This is a genomic window from Kushneria sp. Sum13 (assembly GCF_052692355.1).
The window spans coordinates 1,147,292-1,162,893 of the sequence record NZ_CP199847.1 but is presented as its reverse complement, the minus strand read 5'-3'; the positions used below and the strand labels follow the sequence as shown (position 1 = coordinate 1,162,893).

Below are 15,602 nucleotides of genomic sequence, written 5' to 3'. Positions count from 1 at the left end.
CCCTGTCCCTTGTTATCTGCAGCCCTGACGCGACTGCATCCTGTTCTACTGCGGCAACCGCCTGCATGATGGCCTTCGTCTGGCGCCGTGCGATTTCAATAGCGCGCAAAGGAGTCAAGCGCCGCATTGTCAGCCGATTTCAGGTCACTGTACAGCCCGGCGGCCATCAGTCACGGGTCAGGAAGCCGTAATGTCCTGCCACTGACGCTCCAGCCGCTTGGCCGACACCGGCGCCAGCGTCCCCAGCTGCTGGGCGAAAAGCGAGACCCTCAGCTCCTCAAGCCACCATCCGAACGCCTCCAGAGCCTGATCCTGCAGGCCGCTACCCCCCTGCCTGCGGCGCCTTTCCTCAAGCCGACGCTGGAAGTCGTTGACCTCCTCCATGGCCAGCTGATCGCGACGTACTTCGCGCGGCGCCTTTTCAAGCCGAATCTGCGCCGCCTCAATATAGCGTGGATACTGGGCCAGCCACTCTCCCGCTGCACTGATAAAGCCTGGATAAACCAGCCGCTGCATCTGGGCGCGGACATCACTAAAGCTGAGCGCCAGATTGAAGGTCACCTTGCCCTTGAGGACCTTGCTGACCTCAAGGTGGCGCTTGAGAATGCGCTCCAGCAGTGCCACAAGCGACTCGGCCGTCTCATGCAATCGCGAGCGCTCGCTTTCAAGACGCGCCTCAAAGGCCGCCTGATCGCGCGGCAGCGGATCGAAGGCAAAGACGCTCAAAAACACGGCCTCGATGACATCATCCACCAGATCCCGGCGCGTGCCGACCCTGGCATACAGCAGAACACAGCGCTCAAGCCCGGGCAGATCGCGCGCCAGAAAGCGGACCTGATCCGGCAGGCGACGCATGGCCAGGCGCTTGATGCCATGACGATGCTGCATGTATGCCTTGTCGGGATGATCAAACAGCGTCACCCCCAGAGTATCACCCTCATCCACCAGTGCCGGCCAGGCCTCGACGCGAATACCGGCCTGATCACGCACGTGAGACTGCGGCAACTGACCGTCCGGGAACTGCGTGAGCCCCTGCTGCGACAATGCGTCACCCGCCATGGCCTTCGTACCTGCCACGGCGGCCTGCTCAAAACGCTCGATCAGGGCGTTGAGATCTCGCCCCTCTCCGAGCACCTGCCCCTCGTGATTGACCACACGAATGTTCATGATCAGATGCACCGGCAACTGCTCCGGTCGCCACTCATCTGCCGCCAGCCGAATGCCTGTCTTCTGGCGCAGGAACTCTGACAGCGCCGAGGTCAGCGAAACATTGCCGGGGGTCAGTGCCGACAGCGCCGCATCGGCCCAGTCCGGAATCGGCACCACTTGGCGACGATACTGCTTGGGCAGCGACTTCATCAACGCAATAACCTTGTCGCGACGAAGCCCGGGCACCAGCCATTCCAGCCGCTCGCCTGGCAGCGTGGAGAGCATGGAGGCCGGTACCGTGATGGTGACGCCATCATCCGGCTCGTTGGGCGCAAAGTGATACGACAGTGGATAGCGAATCCCGCCGCCCTGATAGCTCAGCTCGAGCGCATCCGGATACTGCTCGACCGTGACCTCGCTGGCTTCACGTGCCAGCAGGGTCTCCATGTCGAGAAACAGGATATTGGCGTCGTGCTGCTCGCTGTGGCGCCGCCAGTGCTCGAAACTCTTGCCGTTGTAGATATCGGCCGGCAGGCGCGCATCATAAAATTCAAACAGGGTCTGTTCATCGACCAGAATGTCGCGACGACGCGCGCGATCCTCGAGATCCTCGACCTCCTCGATCAGCGCCCGGTTATGCTCGAAAAAGGCGCCTTTCGTCTGAAACTGCCCTTCCACCAGCGCATGGCGGATAAACAGCTCCCGGGATTCCTCGGGGGCAATGGGGCCATAGTGCACCTTGCGACGCGCCACGACAGGCAGTCCGAACAGCGTGACCTGCTCATAAGCCACGACCTGGGCACGTTTCATTTCCCAGTGCGGCTCGCTGAAGCTGCGTTTGGTCAAGTGCACCGCCAGCGGCTCGATCCACTCGGGGCGAATGGCGGCGACCTGGCGGGCGAAAAGACGCGTTGTCTCCACCATCTCGCCTGCCATGATCCATTTGGGCGTGCGCCTGGCAAGACCTGATCCCGGATGGATCATGAACTTTCGATTGCGCGCGCCCAGGTATTCCCGTGGCTCCTTGTCGGAGCCTGCATGCAGACCCAGATTGGATAAAAGCCCGGTCAAAAGCGCCTGATGCAGACGAGCAATGTCAGGCTCTCCCTCGTTTTCGACCAGCGCCAGCTCCCGTGTGAGCTGCTTGAGCTGACGATAGGTGTCATGCCATTCGCGCAGGCGCAGATAGCTCAGGTAGTTGTCGCGACACCAGCGCCGCAGCTGATTGGCCGAAAGCTCGGCGCGGCTGGCCTCAAAGCCCTGCCATAGATTGATCCAGGCCGTGAAGTCGGAATCCTTGTCCTGCCACTGCCGGTGCTTTTGATCCGCCGCCTCGCGCTTGTCGGCTGGGCGCTCTCTTGGGTCCTGAATGGAAAGCGCGCTGACCACAATCAGGGTTTCGCGCAGGCTGCCAAACTCGCTGGCCGCCAGCACCATGCGGGCCAGTCGGGGGTCGATCGGCAGCCGTGCCAGCTGACGGCCGGTTTTGGTCAGAAGCTGGCGTTCATCAACGGCGCCAAGCTCAAAGAGCAATCGGAAGCCGTCCTTGATAAAGCGGCTGTCGGGAATGTCCACAAAGGGGAATTGCCCGATGTCTCCCAGCCCCAGTGACAGCATGGAGAGAATGACCGAGGCCAGATTGGTCCGCTGAATCTCGGGCTCGGTATAGGCCGAGCGCGACAGGTAATCCTCTTCGCTATAAAGCCGAATACACACGCCCTCGGCGATACGACCACAGCGGCCGCGGCGCTGATCGGCACTGGCCTGACTGATCGGCTCGATCGGCAGACGCTGCACCTTGGCGCGATAGCTGTAGCGACTGATGCGCACCAGGCCCGGATCAATCACATAGCGAATGCCGGGCACGGTCAGCGAGGTTTCGGCCACGTTGGTGGACAACACGATCCGCCGGCCCGTGTGCGGGGCAAACACGCGATTCTGCTCGCTGTTGGATAGCCGCGCATACAGTGGCAGCACTTCCGTATCGCGCAGTTCCAGCCGTCGCAGCGTATCGGCCGTCTCGCGAATTTCACGCTCGCCCGGCAGAAAGATCAGGATGTCGCGCGGGCCGGTGTACCAGCGTTTTTCACGCTCGATACGCCCGATCTCTTCGACCGCACTCACGATGCCTTCCTGCAGGGTCTGGTCTTCTTCCTCGCGCTCGTCACGCACCAGCGGACGATAGTGCGTCTCCACGGGATACGTTCGCCCGGAAACCTCAATCACCGGGGCGGGCGTTGTGGTGCCATCGTCATGCTGGCGGCCAAAGTGGCGCGAGAAACGATCTACATCAATGGTGGCTGAGGTGATGATGACCTTGAGATCAGGACGCTCTACCAGCAGGCGCTTGAGATAGCCCATCAGGAAATCGATATTGAGACTGCGCTCGTGTGCCTCATCGATAATGATCGCGTCGTAGCGCAAAAGCTGCGGGTCGTGCTGGGTCTCGGCCAGCAAAATCCCGTCGGTCATCAGCTTGACCCGGGTGGTCGGGTCGGTCTGATCGGTAAAGCGCACCTGATAACCGATGGCACTGCCCAGTGCGCTGCTGGTTTCCTGCGCCAGCCGCTGTGCCACGCTGCGGGCGGCCAGCCGGCGTGGCTGGGTATGGCCGATCAGACCACGCACACCAAGCCCCAGCTCCAGGCACATCTTGGGCAACTGAGTGGTCTTGCCGGAACCGGTCTCGCCTGCCACCACCACGACCTGATGATCCCGGATGGCCTTTAGAATATCGTCACGACGTTCGGCGACCGGCAGCTCTGGTGGGTATTCAAGCGTGACGGGCTGGTCGCGACGCCCCTTCGCCAGTGCCATGGAGCGCGTCAGGCGGGCATCGATATCCTTCAGGGCCTTATCCACGGGCTGGCCGCGGCGAATGCGCCCGGTCAGGCGTTCCAGACGCTGCCCCTGCGTCACGGCATCGCTGATCAGCACATCGTCAAGGCGGCGACGCAGTGATGCGTGCGTCTGCTGCGCCGACTCACCGGAGTCAGTCACGTTATCGCTCAAGGTACCCTCTGGACGTTTGAAACCGCCGAGGCGGTAGTGACAACGATCATGGCAGCGCCATGACCGTTCAAGGAAAGGTGTTCTACCAATGGTTACAGGAAGATGATTGTAGCGCCAATCAGGCCCTGGCAGCCAACCACCCGGCGGATCAGGAGGCGGCCTTGCGTGCGGTGTCGGTCAGCTCATCGCGCAGGACACGACGCAGCACCTTGCCGACACTGCTGCGCGGCAGCTGATCGCGAAACTCAAAGCGCCTTGGCACCTTGTAGCCGGTCAACTCCTGCCGGCACCACTGCTTGAGCGCTGCGGCATCAAGATTGACCCCGTTTCGCGGCACGATGAACGCCACCACGCTCTCCCCGCTGTCCTCATCGGGCACGCCGATCACTGCCGCCTCATGGATGTCTTCATGTCTTAGCAGCACATCTTCTACTTCGTTGGGGTAAATATTGAAACCGGAGCTGACGATCATGTCTTTCTTGCGATCCACGATGCGCACAAACCCATCGTGCTGCAGCACCGCAATATCACCTGATCTGACCCAGCCATCTTCAGAAAGCGTTTTGGCCGTCTCTTCCGGCAGGTTCCAGTATCCCTTCATGACCTGGGGGCCCTGCACACAAAGTTCGCCGGGCGTGTCGTAACCCAGCGGCTGGTCGTTGTCATCCAGCACCTGAAGGCGAGTACCGGCGACCGGCCGGCCAATGGCCCCCGGCTGTATCCTGTCGGGAGGATTGACACACACCACCGGCGACGTCTCGGTCATGCCATACCCTTCCAGCACGGCAGAGCCGGTCACCTCGTACCAGCGGTTGGCCGTGGTCGTATTGAGCGCCATGCCGCCGGAAACGCTGAGCTTTAAAGGACTGAAATCCAGCTTTTGGAAATCCGGGCGCCGACACAGGGCGGCAAACAGCGTATTGAGCCCGATAAAGGCAGAAAAGGGCTGCTGAGCGAGCGTTTTGACAAAACCATCCAGATCCTTCGGGTTGGGAATCAGGACGCTGTGGCTACCGGTTTCACAGCCGAACATGCAGTTCACGGTGAAGGTATAGATATGATAGACCGGCAGGGGCGCAATGATGGTTTCCTGCCCGCGGGTCACGGCGCTGCCCAGCACCTCTCCGGTCTGGCGCATATTGGCCACCAGGTTGGCATGGGAGAGCATCGCGCCCTTGGGCGTCCCGGTCGTGCCGCCGGTATACTGCAAAATGGCCAGATCCTCATCGCGGCCCCAGCGGCTGTCATCGACTTTGCCCTGCTGCTTTAAAACCTGACGCATGGGAACCGCACCGGGCAGATGGTAGCGCGGCACCTGGCGGGCGATATAGCGCGCGCCAAGGTTATATTTGAAACGCGATGGCCAGGGGTGAAGATCTGCCACCTCGGTGACAATGACATGGGCAATCGGCAGGCGCTTGAGCACAGCTTCCAGCTTGTGGGCCATGTGTGCAAACACCACGACGCCGCTCACACCGGCATCCGCGAACTGATGGTACATCTCGTCGGCGGTATACAGGGGGTTGGTATTGACGATGACAAGGCCTGCCTTCAGGGCACCAAACACGGCCACCGGGTACTGCAGCAGGTTGGGCAGCACAATGCCCAGACGGTCCCCGGGCGACATGGACGTGCGGGTGACAATCCAGTGGGCAAATCGGTCCACCAGATCCTTCATGCCTGCGTAGGTCAGCGTACTGCCCATACAGGTAAAGGCGGGGCGGTCAGCGTATTGCGAACAAGCCCTTTCAAACACGTCGAGAATCGATCGGTAACCGTCATCCTTCTCGAGCGCGGGCCCTTCAAGCAGCGCAGGTGCCGTCTTTATCTCGCTCATGCCCTCTCCCGATCATCATGCCGCTTGCGGCCAAATACCGTTTTATGGAAAACCCCTAAAATAGCATGAAAGCCTGTGACCAGGGCCGGACACCAGGGGCTCGACGAAGGTCGCACCCTCTCGTCACAATGGCGCAGGTTCTTTCCTCTGTCCTTATCAGACAGTCTACTGACATGGAGCACGCGATGAGCAATATTCTGGAAGACAACTCCCAGGCAATCGGACAAACGCCGCTGGTCAGGGTCAGACACCTGACGGATCATCCTCGCGTGTATGCCAAGCTCGAGTCGCGTAACCCGGCGCTGTCGGTCAAGTGCCGAATCGGGGCCAACATGATCTGGGACGCCGAAAAGCGTGGCGTCTTGAAACCGGGCATGGAGATCATCGAACCCACCTCCGGCAACACCGGTATCGCACTGGCGTTTGTGGGCGCGGCGCGCGGCTACAAGGTCAAGCTGACCATGCCGGCCTCGATGAGCATTGAACGCCGCAAGGTACTCAAGGCGCTGGGCGCTGAACTGGTGCTGACCGAACCCGCCCGCGGCATGAAAGGCGCCGTCGAGCGTGCCACCGAACTGCGCGACGCCGAACCCGAGCGCTATTTCATGCCGGCCCAGTTCGAAAACCCGGCCAACCCCGAGATTCATGAAAAGACGACCGGCCCGGAGCTCTGGGACGCGACCGACGGTGACCTTGATGTTCTGGTTGCAGGCGTCGGCACCGGCGGCACCATTACCGGCATTTCCCGCTATTTCGAGAAAATCAGGGGCAAGGCGCTTCACAGCGTTGCCGTGGAGCCGCTTGAATCGCCCATTATCGGTCAACGCCTGCGTGGTGAAGACCTGACGCCTGCCGGCCACAGGATCCAGGGCATCGGTGCCAACTTTATCCCGGCCAACCTGGATCTGGACTATATCGACCAGGTAGAAGCCGTCACCAGCGAAGACGCCATGGCCATGGCGCGACGCCTGATGCGTGAAGAAGGCATGCTGGTGGGGATTTCCTGCGGCGCTGCCATGGTGGCTGCTCTGCGTCTGGCCGAAGACCCGGCATATAAAGACAAGGCCATCGCCGTCATTCTGCCCGACAGCGGCGAGCGCTATCTCTCGACGGCGCTGTTTGAGGGCATGTTTACCGAAGAAGAGCTGAGCTAAAAAAGGGTCGAGTGGCAGAATAAAAAGACGCCGCAGACACGTGATGTGTCTGCGGCGTCTTTTCTGAGACGTGAAGGTCTTTCCAGATTCGTTGCGGTATCAGGCAGACATGGCCTGCGGCGTAACGACGTCACACTGCTCGCCATCGCAAAAGGCCATGGCCTCACCAGGATGCATATCCTGCCAGCCTGACTCATTGGTCAGGGGGTTTGTCGCCAGAAGGGTATACACCGTGGCGCTGTCACAGCGATTGGCAAGGTCAATATGCTCACCGTTGTCCAGCGACGTGACGGTCCCAAAGGGCGCACGGCGGGTCAGCCAGCACATTTTCTTGCTGCAATAGGTATACAGCACCCGCCCATCACTGAGCATCATGTTGAAAACACCCATCTGTGCCAGTTGATCACCACACCGGGCCAGCAGCCCACAGGTGGCAGAGACATCATCACAATCCTGCTGCGCCAGTTGATCGAGCAGCCAGCAGAAGACATGCTCGCCATCCGTACTGCCCAGCGGCGTAAATCGACCGGAAAGCCTGAGCGTCTCAAAGCCCTCCAACTGGCCCTGCATGGTATAGCACCAGTGCCGCCCCTCCATTTTACGCGTGAACGGATAGGTATTCTGGATTTCAACGCCGCCTTCATTGGCATGGCGCAGATGCCCCATCATGATCAGTGCCGCAATATCATCCTGACCGAGCAACTCTGCCAGAGGCGAATCTATGGCGGCGCGCACATCATGAAAGTCGTGATAGCCGTCCCGGCGATAAAAGCCGACACCGAATCCATCACAATGAGGACCATCGCAGCCCCCCCGCTGTTTGAAGCCGCGCCAGCTGAAGCCGGTATTGACCGGCTGATTGGCGCTCATGCCCAATAGCTCACACACTCGGGTCTCTCCTGTGTCGGGGACGCTGACGCCGCTGGCGACGCCTTCTGAAGGCAAGCAATAAACAAAGCACAATCAGCGCGGCAGCCACCCACCACGCACGCGGGTCCTGCATCCACTGCGTGACCTGCGCTCTGGCCGCAGGCCAGTTCTCCTGCGCCAGATGCCATAGTCGCTGCAGCGACCATGGCTGATCCTTATCTTCTTTTTGAGAAGATGCCATCTGCTCACCCTGGACCGCGTCCCGGTCAAGACGCGCACCGGAAAGGCTGGTGGTGGCATCGCTGTTGAGCATTACCGATGGCAGCGGAATTTCGAGTATTCGATTATCCAGCGCCACGGTTGCTGCAAGGTCGACCGGAACGGACTCCTCGGGCAGGTCATCGGGTAGCGTGATCTGCCAACGATCATCTGCCAGCGGTTTAACGTCCAGGGTTTCCCCCAGAAGGTCTGCATTGATACGCGTGTTGTCACGCGTCAAACGAGGCCAGGCCGCCTTTAGCGTAATGCGCGACTGATCATCGGAGAGCGTGGCATCAATGACGGGTACCACGTTGACGCTACGGGTCAGCAGTCGTGCAAACGTCTCGGTGCGCGCCTGCAGGGCCAGTTCGGCATTCCCTGTCTGGTCGATGCGATCAAGATGCCCTCGATAGTGTCCATCCGATTCACGCTGTAAACGAGTGCTGGTGATCTCGCCCTGCGCGCCGCGCAAAACGGCATCGACCACAGGCTGCTGTGACGGGTCATCCCCCTGCTGGGCCATACCGTCCAGCCACACGTCAAGAGGCTGATCGATATGGGCATATAGCGTGGCCGGAATGTTGGCGCTTCGCAGCTGCAGGCTGGAGTCGATCAGAATACGCGAGCCGGCACCAATCGGCCCCTCGATCTGCCACTGCCCAGCGGCAGGGTCGGGAACGGTAATCAGTTCATAGCGGTCGTCATGACGCCAGCGACTTGCCACGCCCGGATCATCGATGCTCAGACGCTCGCCGTTCGGGCTGACCAGAGTGACCGGGCCGCCATTTTGATCGTGAAAGATCAGCGCCGTAAATTCCTGCACCTGGTCGTCGACCTGAAATCGGCCGTCTTCCAGCGGCAGCTGCTGGCGCGGGGCAATCTGATTGAGGACATCAAGGAAGGAGCGCAAGAGCGCTCGAGAGTCTTCAGCCACGGAAGCCAGCCCGCCAGTCTGCTGCGAGATGGCGCGCATCAGATCGGTATCGGCATTACGGGACAGCGCAATGGTATGAATGACCACATTGCGCCCGGCCAGATCCGGCGCGAGCGTTTTGATGATGCGCTCATGTGACGCGCGATCCCGAGCAGGCTTGTCGCTGAGGGCAGGGACATCCACCATGCCATCGGTCAATACGATGAGATGCGTTTTGCCCTCCCCTCGTACCCCCTGGGTGGCAAGGTTCAGCGCTGATTCAAGATCGGTAAACTGCTCGTATTGGGTCAGCTGAGGCAAAACGGACAGCGCATGCTGGCGCCACTGGTCGTTGACGGTGCCCATCGCCAGTGGATTGGCCACCTGCTGACCAAAGGTCCAGAGCCCGGCACGAACATTATCGGGCAGTAGATCCACCAATAGGCGAACACCGCTGGCGCGCAGGTTGTCAGGATCGTTGTCCTTCATGCTGCCGGAGACATCGATCGCCAGACGAATGTCGCCCTGTTCGGGCGAGCCCTGTGGCGCCGCCTGAACAGGCAGTGCCAGCAGGGCCAACAGCAACCATGCACCTGTCATCAGCCACCGATACAGCATAGGGCCTATCTCCCGAGCGAAGGTTCCCGACGCGCTGGCGCACTTTCACGACGTCGATGGTCACCCTCACGATCGTCACTATGGCGACTGGCTCGGGCGCTGCCGGAGCGGTCATCATCATCTCTGTCATGGCGACCGCGCCGGCCGATGAAAAAGGTCACCAGCATCCCCAACACAGCGCCGATGGCCATCAGGATACCGCCAAGGAAGATCTGACCGCCGTTATGCTGCAAAAAGCCGACAGCCGTCACGACCAGCGAAGGCGCCCAGCCTGAATACCCAAGTTCTGACTGCGGGCCGGGCACCGAGAAAAATGCCGGCATCCAGAGCAGACCCGCCACGCCGCCAGTGACCAGCCAGCGAGGCAGGCGCGGCAGAAATGAAATGGCAAAGTAGCCGAAGACCAGCACTGCAACGGATAATACGAACCAGCATAGCCACAATAGTGGGATCGAGTCTGAAATCAGCACGCCCTTGATACCTCCGGGTTAAATACAGCGACCAATGTTACACTGCACATTATGAAAGAACACCTACCGTCCGCGCCGGTTGCGCGCTTCAAAAAAATCGAAGACCCCCACTGGCACTGGCTTGAAAACCGTGATGCGCCGGAGGTGGCCGAGTTTCTCGAAGCCGTCAACCTTGAGTGTGATCAGTGGTTTGAACCACTTGAATCCCTCACACAGACCCTGTTTGACAGCCATCTTGCCCGCCGCGAGCTGGCCGTGACAGGTCTTGCCACGCCCTTTGATCATTTCGTGTACTGGAGCGAAACCGCCTCCGATGCCGATTATCCGGTTTTCTGGCGCCATCCGATCGGAAATGATGTCGATCATCTTGATATCGAGCGCCGCGGTCACGAATGCCTGATCGACCTGCAGGAACTTTCTACCCACAACAGCTTTCTCGAACTGGGTGATCTTGCCCTGTCCGAAGACGAACAGTGGATGGCCTGGACACTGGATACTCAGGGCAACGAGTACTTCGATCTCTATCTGCGCCATCTGCCGGACGGCGAGACGATTCGCCTTGAACGCGGCATCGGACCGGATCTGTGCTGGGCAGAAGACAACGCCACGCTTCTCTTTACGCGTTACGACACGACTCAGCGCCCGGCCACGGTCTGGCGACGCCATCGCAACCACGATGATGCCGTCTGCATCTTTGAAGAAGACGACGTCGAGTTCTGGGTCGGTCTGGACAAGACTCGCTCACGCGAATGGCTGGTCATCCACAGTGCTTCAAAGGACACCAGTGAAGCCCATCTGGTTCCCGCGGCCACACCGGAAAGCGCGCCAGAATGCTTTCATCCGCGCGAGAGTGGCGTGGAGTATGGCATCGATCACCGCCCGGGCATGTTCTATGTGCTTCACAATAGAAATGCCGTGCACTTTTGTCTTGACCTGGCCGAAGAGCACGCGTTTGGGCAGTGGCAACCGATGATCGAACATCGCGACGGCACGACGCTTGAGGACGTGGACGCCTTCTCATGGGGGCTGGTGCTGACCGAGCGGGACCATGACAGCGCCCAGGTGCATCTACGCCTGATGCAGATTGATGAGCACCATGACGTGACCCGCGATGAATGGCTGCCCATTGCGGAAATGCCCTGCAGTCTCGGGCTTGCCGACACGCCTCATTTTGAGACGCGCCATCTTCGCCTGCACGAAGAGTCCTTTACGACCCCGCCACGCTGGGTCGAGTTCGATATCGACAGCGGCGAGCGGCGACTGCTGCGCCAGCAGCCCGTTTATGGTGACGTTCAGCCCGGGCATCTGGCCTGCCGCCGACTCTGGGCCACTTCCTTTGATGGCGAACGGGTGCCGGTATCCGTGGTCGCACGTGCGGATCTGATCGACCGCGGGCCGCTCCCCACCCTGCTGTATGGCTACGGCGCCTATGGCCAGACACTGGATCCCTGGTTTTCCATCTCGCGTCTTGAACTTCTGGCCCGTGGCGGCGCCTTTGCCGTCGCCCACGTTCGCGGCGGCGGTGACCGGGGCGAGCCCTGGTATCTGGGCGGCAAGCTGGAGCACAAGGAAAACAGCTTTCAGGATTTTTTGGCCGCTCGCAATGTGCTGGTCGAACATGGCCTCGCCGAAGAACGCCACATTGCTGCCTACGGTGCCAGTGCCGGCGGACTGCTGGTGGCTGCCAGCGTGAATCTTGACCCTCATGCCTTCTGCGCAGCGGTGCTGGACGTCCCCTTTGTCGATGTGCTGCGCACCATGGAAAATCCGGACCTGCCGCTGACAACGGCGGAATATACCGAATGGGGCAACCCTGAAGAACCGGAAGCCCATCGACGCATCAAGGGTTATTCACCGCTGAACAATCTGGTCCCGGCCCCCTGGCCGGCCGTCTATCTTCAGGGCAGCTGGCATGACTCACGGGTACCCTACTGGGAGCCGGCCAAGCTCTATGCTCGCCTGATCGAGCTCGACAGCGCCCGTGGACCGGTCATGCTGCGCACTGACATGAGTGCCGGTCACGGCGGCGCCTCCGGGCGCTTTCATGCCTGGCGCGATGTGGCCCGTCAGGACGCCTTTATCCTATGGGCACTGGGGCTTTCACAGGTTGAGCCCACTGCCAAAACCGCAGCGCCAGACGCCTGACTGCGAAAGGGGTTATCTGGAGAGGGGCGGACTGAAAAACGATCCTGCTCATACCCATAAAAGGGGCGCCCATCACAAGCGAGGGGCGCCCCTTTTATTGATATCAAAGGCCTGTAATCCGCCAGGCGCCATCACGACTGGCAGGGTATCACGGCAATGATGTAATCCTCATAGTCGCGTTCAGGCACTTTCGCTTCACTGACAGCCATGCCATGCATGCTGACACCCGCGCGGCGAGCCCCCTGCGGATCACCACTGATCAGCGGATGCCATTTAGGCAGCGGCTTTGACTGTGCCAGACGTCGATAGCCGCAGGTGTCGGGCAGCCAGTGAAACGCGCGAGCCCGCTCCGGCGTCAGCTGAAGACAATCGGACACCTTGTCAAAGCGGTGCTCGTAATCGCTGCAACGACAGGCGGTGGTATCGAACAGTCGACAGGCCACCGACAGGGTCACGATTTCCTGGTTTTCCTCATCCTCCAGCCGAACCAGACAACACTGACCGCAACCATCACAGATGGCCTCCCATTCGACGGGCGTCAGCGCTTCCAGCGGAAACCGTTCCCAAAAACGCTCACGCATATTGCCTCCCGAAACGACTTTCAAACGCTCTGGTCATCAGCACTGCCGCTCACGTCAAAGGCCTGATCACGCGTTCGCGCATCGCCACCGGGCGGCATCTGCAGGTAATACCCCTTCTCCTTCAGCGCCTCGATGACCCGGGCAGTATCCACCCGCGCCAGCGTCCGCTCCGGCGTCATGATCATCATCATGATGGATTGCGGGGGGCCGAAGCCTTCCAGCAGCGCCTGAGGTACCACGTCGAGTCCACGCGTGCGATCCACGTAAAGAAACATCTCTTCCTGACGCGGACTTTTATAAATCTGACACAGTAACGGTGTCGGGGTCATGAGGATCTCCGCAAATACAGGGCTGCTTCAGGGCGCATCAGGGGCCGAAGCGCGGGCACGAGCATCCCCTGACAGGGCCGACACCAGAGCATCGTTAAGAACATCGCCGCGCCAGCCGCTCAGCAAGGGCCAGTCGGTGCGCTGAAGATCGGCACTGATCCAGCGCTCGAGTTCACGACGCGTCACAAGGACCTCGGAAGGCAATGATAGCGCCGCAGCGCGATCATTGACCGCGGCCTTTAACGCCTTCATGCGCTTTTTGTACGCGTCGCTGACCGGCGAAGGCAGGGTCGCGGGCAAGCCGGACGCCTCCAGCCGTACCGCCTCTTCGATCAGTGCCAGAAGCGTATCGCCCTCGCGCTTGATCAGGGCGGGCTTGATGCCATCGACCCGGGAAAGCTCATAGCGATTGCTCGGCAGCGCCGCGGCCATTTCCATGAGCATGGCATCACTGGCCAGCCAGTTGCGTGGCAGGTTGCGCTCACGCACGGCACGTTCGCGCCAGACACACAGGCGCTGAAAGGCTGCCAGCTGTCTTGGTTCCAGTCGCCAGGCGTTGCGATGACGCAGATACCAGCGCGCATCATCGCGCGGGCCTCTTGCGGCCTCAACGAGGGCATGACAGTCCTCGAGCAGCCATTCAAGGCGGTCCTGCTCGCGAAGACGGGCCTGCTGGCGCTGCCAGATCGATGCCAGCCACACCACATCCAGCGCGGCATAGCGACACTGCTCTTCACTCAGCGGACGCTGCAGCCAGTTGGAGCGGGTCTCTCCCTTGGGCACATGCTGTTGCTCCCAGTGATCCACCAGCCGTTGATAGCTGATGGAATTCTCCGTGCCCAGCAGGGCATGGGCCATCTGGGTGTCCACCAGCGGAGACGGCACATCCCCCACCCAGAGCGTGAAGATCTCCATGTCTTCACTGCAGGCGTGCAATATCTTCAGCGGCCCTTTATCTCCCAGCAGCGTGCGCAGCGACTCGGTAGGCGCGACCACGGTAGGGTCGATCAGATAGACGACCTCGGCATCACCCAGCTGAATCAGTGCAGGCACCGGATAGAAGGTGGTTTCGCGCATGAACTCGGTGTCTACCCCGATCACCTCACGGGTCGCCAGATCGGTGCAGGCGCGCTCGAGCGCCTCTTCGGTATCGATAAAGTGCCAGGTTACATCAGTGGGCATGGTCATTTTGTCTACAGCCGCCTGCCGACCTTAGGGCCGACAGGGAATAAAATAAAACAGGCCGCAGGGCGGCCTGTCGCATCCGTAACGTTCAGCCTTCAGCGGCCACCCGCCACGGCACTGGTCTACTGCCCCGGCTCGCCAAAAGGCAGGCGCCCCATGAACGCACGCGACAGTGTGCCGCCATCGACATACTCAAGCTCGCCGCCCATGGGCACGCCGTAAGCCAGGCGCGAGCAGCGCACGCCCAGCGCTCGAAGCTGTTCGGCAATGTAGTGCGCGGTTGCCTCGCCTTCCACGGTAGGATTGGTGGCAAGAATCAGCTCTTCTATCTGCTGCTGGTGCACCAGCGCTTCCAGCTGATCCAGCCCCAGATCCTCCGGGCCAACGCCATCAATGGGCGAGAGATGGCCATGCAGCACGAAGTAGCGTCCGCGAAAGCCGCCGGCCTCTTCGATGGCCAGCAGATCCGCCGGAGACTCCACCACACACAGGGCGTGATCGTCGCGCCGCGTATCCTCGCAGATGCTGCACAGCCGGCTTTCTGTCAGATTACGGCATTGCTCGCAGTAACCCACTTTCTCGAGTGCCTCACCCAGCACCTGTGCCAGTCGCCGCCCGCCCTCGCGGTCACGCTCAAGCAGGTGAAAGGCCATGCGCTGCGCCGTGCGGGGACCAACGCCCGGCAACACACGCAGCGTTTCAAGCAAACGGTCAATCAGCGGTGAAAATGTCGCCATGAAGTGCGCGTATCCTAGAACGGCATCTTGAAGCCAGGCGGCAGATTAAGCCCCTGAGTGGCTTCTTCCATTTTGGTGCGCGAGTTCACTTCTACCTTGCGCACGGCGTCATTGATGGCCGCTGCGAGCAGGTCTTCAAGAAATTCCTTGTCTTCCTGCATGATGGCCGGATCAAGATCGATCGAGGTGACATCGTGCCGACCGTTCATGGTCACCTTGACCATGCCGGCACCGGCTTCGCCATGCACTTCGGTGTCGGCAATTTCTTCCTGCACCTTTTGCATCTTGTCCTGCATTTCCTGAGCCTGCTTCATCAGGTTGCCCATGCCACCCTTAATCAT

Annotated in this window: 12 protein-coding genes; 2 read left to right on the top strand and 10 right to left on the bottom strand. The window is 60.6% G+C overall.

Annotation, left to right across the window (positions count from 1 at the left end; all coding sequences use genetic code 11):
* Positions 1-177 precede the first annotated feature (177 nt).
* Positions 178-4,161 carry an ATP-dependent RNA helicase HrpA gene (gene hrpA / locus ACUN8C_RS05375; protein ID WP_445621251.1) on the bottom strand — a complete coding sequence of 1,328 codons (3,984 nt, stop codon included), beginning with the start codon at positions 4,159-4,161 and terminating at the stop codon, positions 178-180.
* A 148-nt stretch (positions 4,162-4,309) separates the two neighbouring features.
* Positions 4,310-5,998 (bottom strand): AMP-binding protein, encoded by a 1,689-nt coding sequence (locus ACUN8C_RS05370; RefSeq protein WP_445621250.1) that lies wholly within the window; start codon positions 5,996-5,998, stop codon positions 4,310-4,312.
* A gap of 185 nt (positions 5,999-6,183) precedes the next feature.
* Here ACUN8C_RS05370 and cysK point away from each other — a divergent pair, with 185 nt between their 5' ends.
* The gene (cysK, locus tag ACUN8C_RS05365; protein WP_445621249.1) at positions 6,184-7,152 is read left to right on the top strand and encodes a cysteine synthase A; all 969 of its coding nucleotides are present in this window, start codon (positions 6,184-6,186) and stop codon (positions 7,150-7,152) included.
* 99 nt (positions 7,153-7,251) lie between these two features.
* Here cysK and ACUN8C_RS05360 read toward each other — a convergent pair whose 3' ends face one another.
* The 3 genes from ACUN8C_RS05360 to ACUN8C_RS05350 are packed head-to-tail and all read right to left on the bottom strand — an operon-like array spanning position 7,252 to position 10,284.
* The gene (locus tag ACUN8C_RS05360; protein ID WP_445621248.1) at positions 7,252-8,040 is read right to left on the bottom strand and encodes a class II glutamine amidotransferase; all 789 of its coding nucleotides are present in this window, start codon (positions 8,038-8,040) and stop codon (positions 7,252-7,254) included.
* A complete protein-coding gene (locus ACUN8C_RS05355; RefSeq protein WP_445621247.1) occupies positions 8,033-9,814 on the bottom strand; it encodes a VWA domain-containing protein in 1,782 nt (593 codons plus the stop codon). The genes ACUN8C_RS05360 and ACUN8C_RS05355 overlap by 8 nt, the downstream gene beginning before the upstream one ends.
* Before the next feature lie 5 nt (positions 9,815-9,819).
* On the bottom strand, positions 9,820-10,284 hold the full coding sequence (locus ACUN8C_RS05350; RefSeq protein WP_445621246.1) for a hypothetical protein: 465 nt from the start codon (positions 10,282-10,284) through the stop codon (positions 9,820-9,822).
* Between the two features lie 51 nt (positions 10,285-10,335).
* On the opposite strand from ACUN8C_RS05350, the gene ACUN8C_RS05345 reads away from it, so the two are divergent.
* Positions 10,336-12,429: a S9 family peptidase gene (locus ACUN8C_RS05345; protein WP_445621245.1), complete on the top strand. Its 2,094-nt coding sequence runs from the start codon at positions 10,336-10,338 to the stop codon at positions 12,427-12,429.
* Positions 12,430-12,560: 131 nt separating this feature from the next.
* Here the strand turns inward: ACUN8C_RS05345 and ACUN8C_RS05340 are convergent, their stop codons facing one another.
* The 5 genes from ACUN8C_RS05340 to ACUN8C_RS05320 form a co-directional block, all read right to left on the bottom strand.
* The gene (locus tag ACUN8C_RS05340; protein WP_445621244.1) at positions 12,561-13,010 is read right to left on the bottom strand and encodes a YcgN family cysteine cluster protein; all 450 of its coding nucleotides are present in this window, start codon (positions 13,008-13,010) and stop codon (positions 12,561-12,563) included.
* A 20-nt stretch (positions 13,011-13,030) separates the two neighbouring features.
* A complete protein-coding gene (locus ACUN8C_RS05335; RefSeq protein ID WP_445621243.1) occupies positions 13,031-13,339 on the bottom strand; it encodes a YcgL domain-containing protein in 309 nt (102 codons plus the stop codon).
* 27 nt (positions 13,340-13,366) lie between these two features.
* Entirely contained in the window at positions 13,367-14,521 is a 1,155-nt protein-coding gene (gene rnd, locus ACUN8C_RS05330; protein ID WP_445621242.1) for a ribonuclease D, read from the bottom strand.
* 125 nt (positions 14,522-14,646) lie between these two features.
* On the bottom strand, positions 14,647-15,261 hold the full coding sequence (recR, locus tag ACUN8C_RS05325) for a recombination mediator RecR (protein WP_108843346.1): 615 nt from the start codon (positions 15,259-15,261) through the stop codon (positions 14,647-14,649).
* Positions 15,262-15,275: 14 nt separating this feature from the next.
* The gene (locus ACUN8C_RS05320; RefSeq protein WP_445621241.1) at positions 15,276-15,602 is read right to left on the bottom strand and encodes a YbaB/EbfC family nucleoid-associated protein; all 327 of its coding nucleotides are present in this window, start codon (positions 15,600-15,602) and stop codon (positions 15,276-15,278) included.

Coding starts and splice junctions, on each gene's coding strand:
- ACUN8C_RS05345 (WP_445621245.1), top strand. CDS start 10,336: ATGAAAGAACACCTACCGTCCGCGCCGGTTGCGCGCTTCAAAAAAATC.
- ACUN8C_RS05340 (WP_445621244.1), bottom strand. CDS start 13,010: ATGCGTGAGCGTTTTTGGGAACGGTTTCCGCTGGAAGCGCTGACGCCC.
- cysK (WP_445621249.1), top strand. CDS start 6,184: ATGAGCAATATTCTGGAAGACAACTCCCAGGCAATCGGACAAACGCCG.
- recR (WP_108843346.1), bottom strand. CDS start 15,261: ATGGCGACATTTTCACCGCTGATTGACCGTTTGCTTGAAACGCTGCGT.
- ACUN8C_RS05370 (WP_445621250.1), bottom strand. CDS start 5,998: ATGAGCGAGATAAAGACGGCACCTGCGCTGCTTGAAGGGCCCGCGCTC.
- ACUN8C_RS05335 (WP_445621243.1), bottom strand. CDS start 13,339: ATGACCCCGACACCGTTACTGTGTCAGATTTATAAAAGTCCGCGTCAG.
- ACUN8C_RS05320 (WP_445621241.1), bottom strand. CDS start 15,602: ATGATTAAGGGTGGCATGGGCAACCTGATGAAGCAGGCTCAGGAAATG.
- rnd (WP_445621242.1), bottom strand. CDS start 14,521: ATGCCCACTGATGTAACCTGGCACTTTATCGATACCGAAGAGGCGCTC.
- ACUN8C_RS05355 (WP_445621247.1), bottom strand. CDS start 9,814: ATGCTGTATCGGTGGCTGATGACAGGTGCATGGTTGCTGTTGGCCCTG.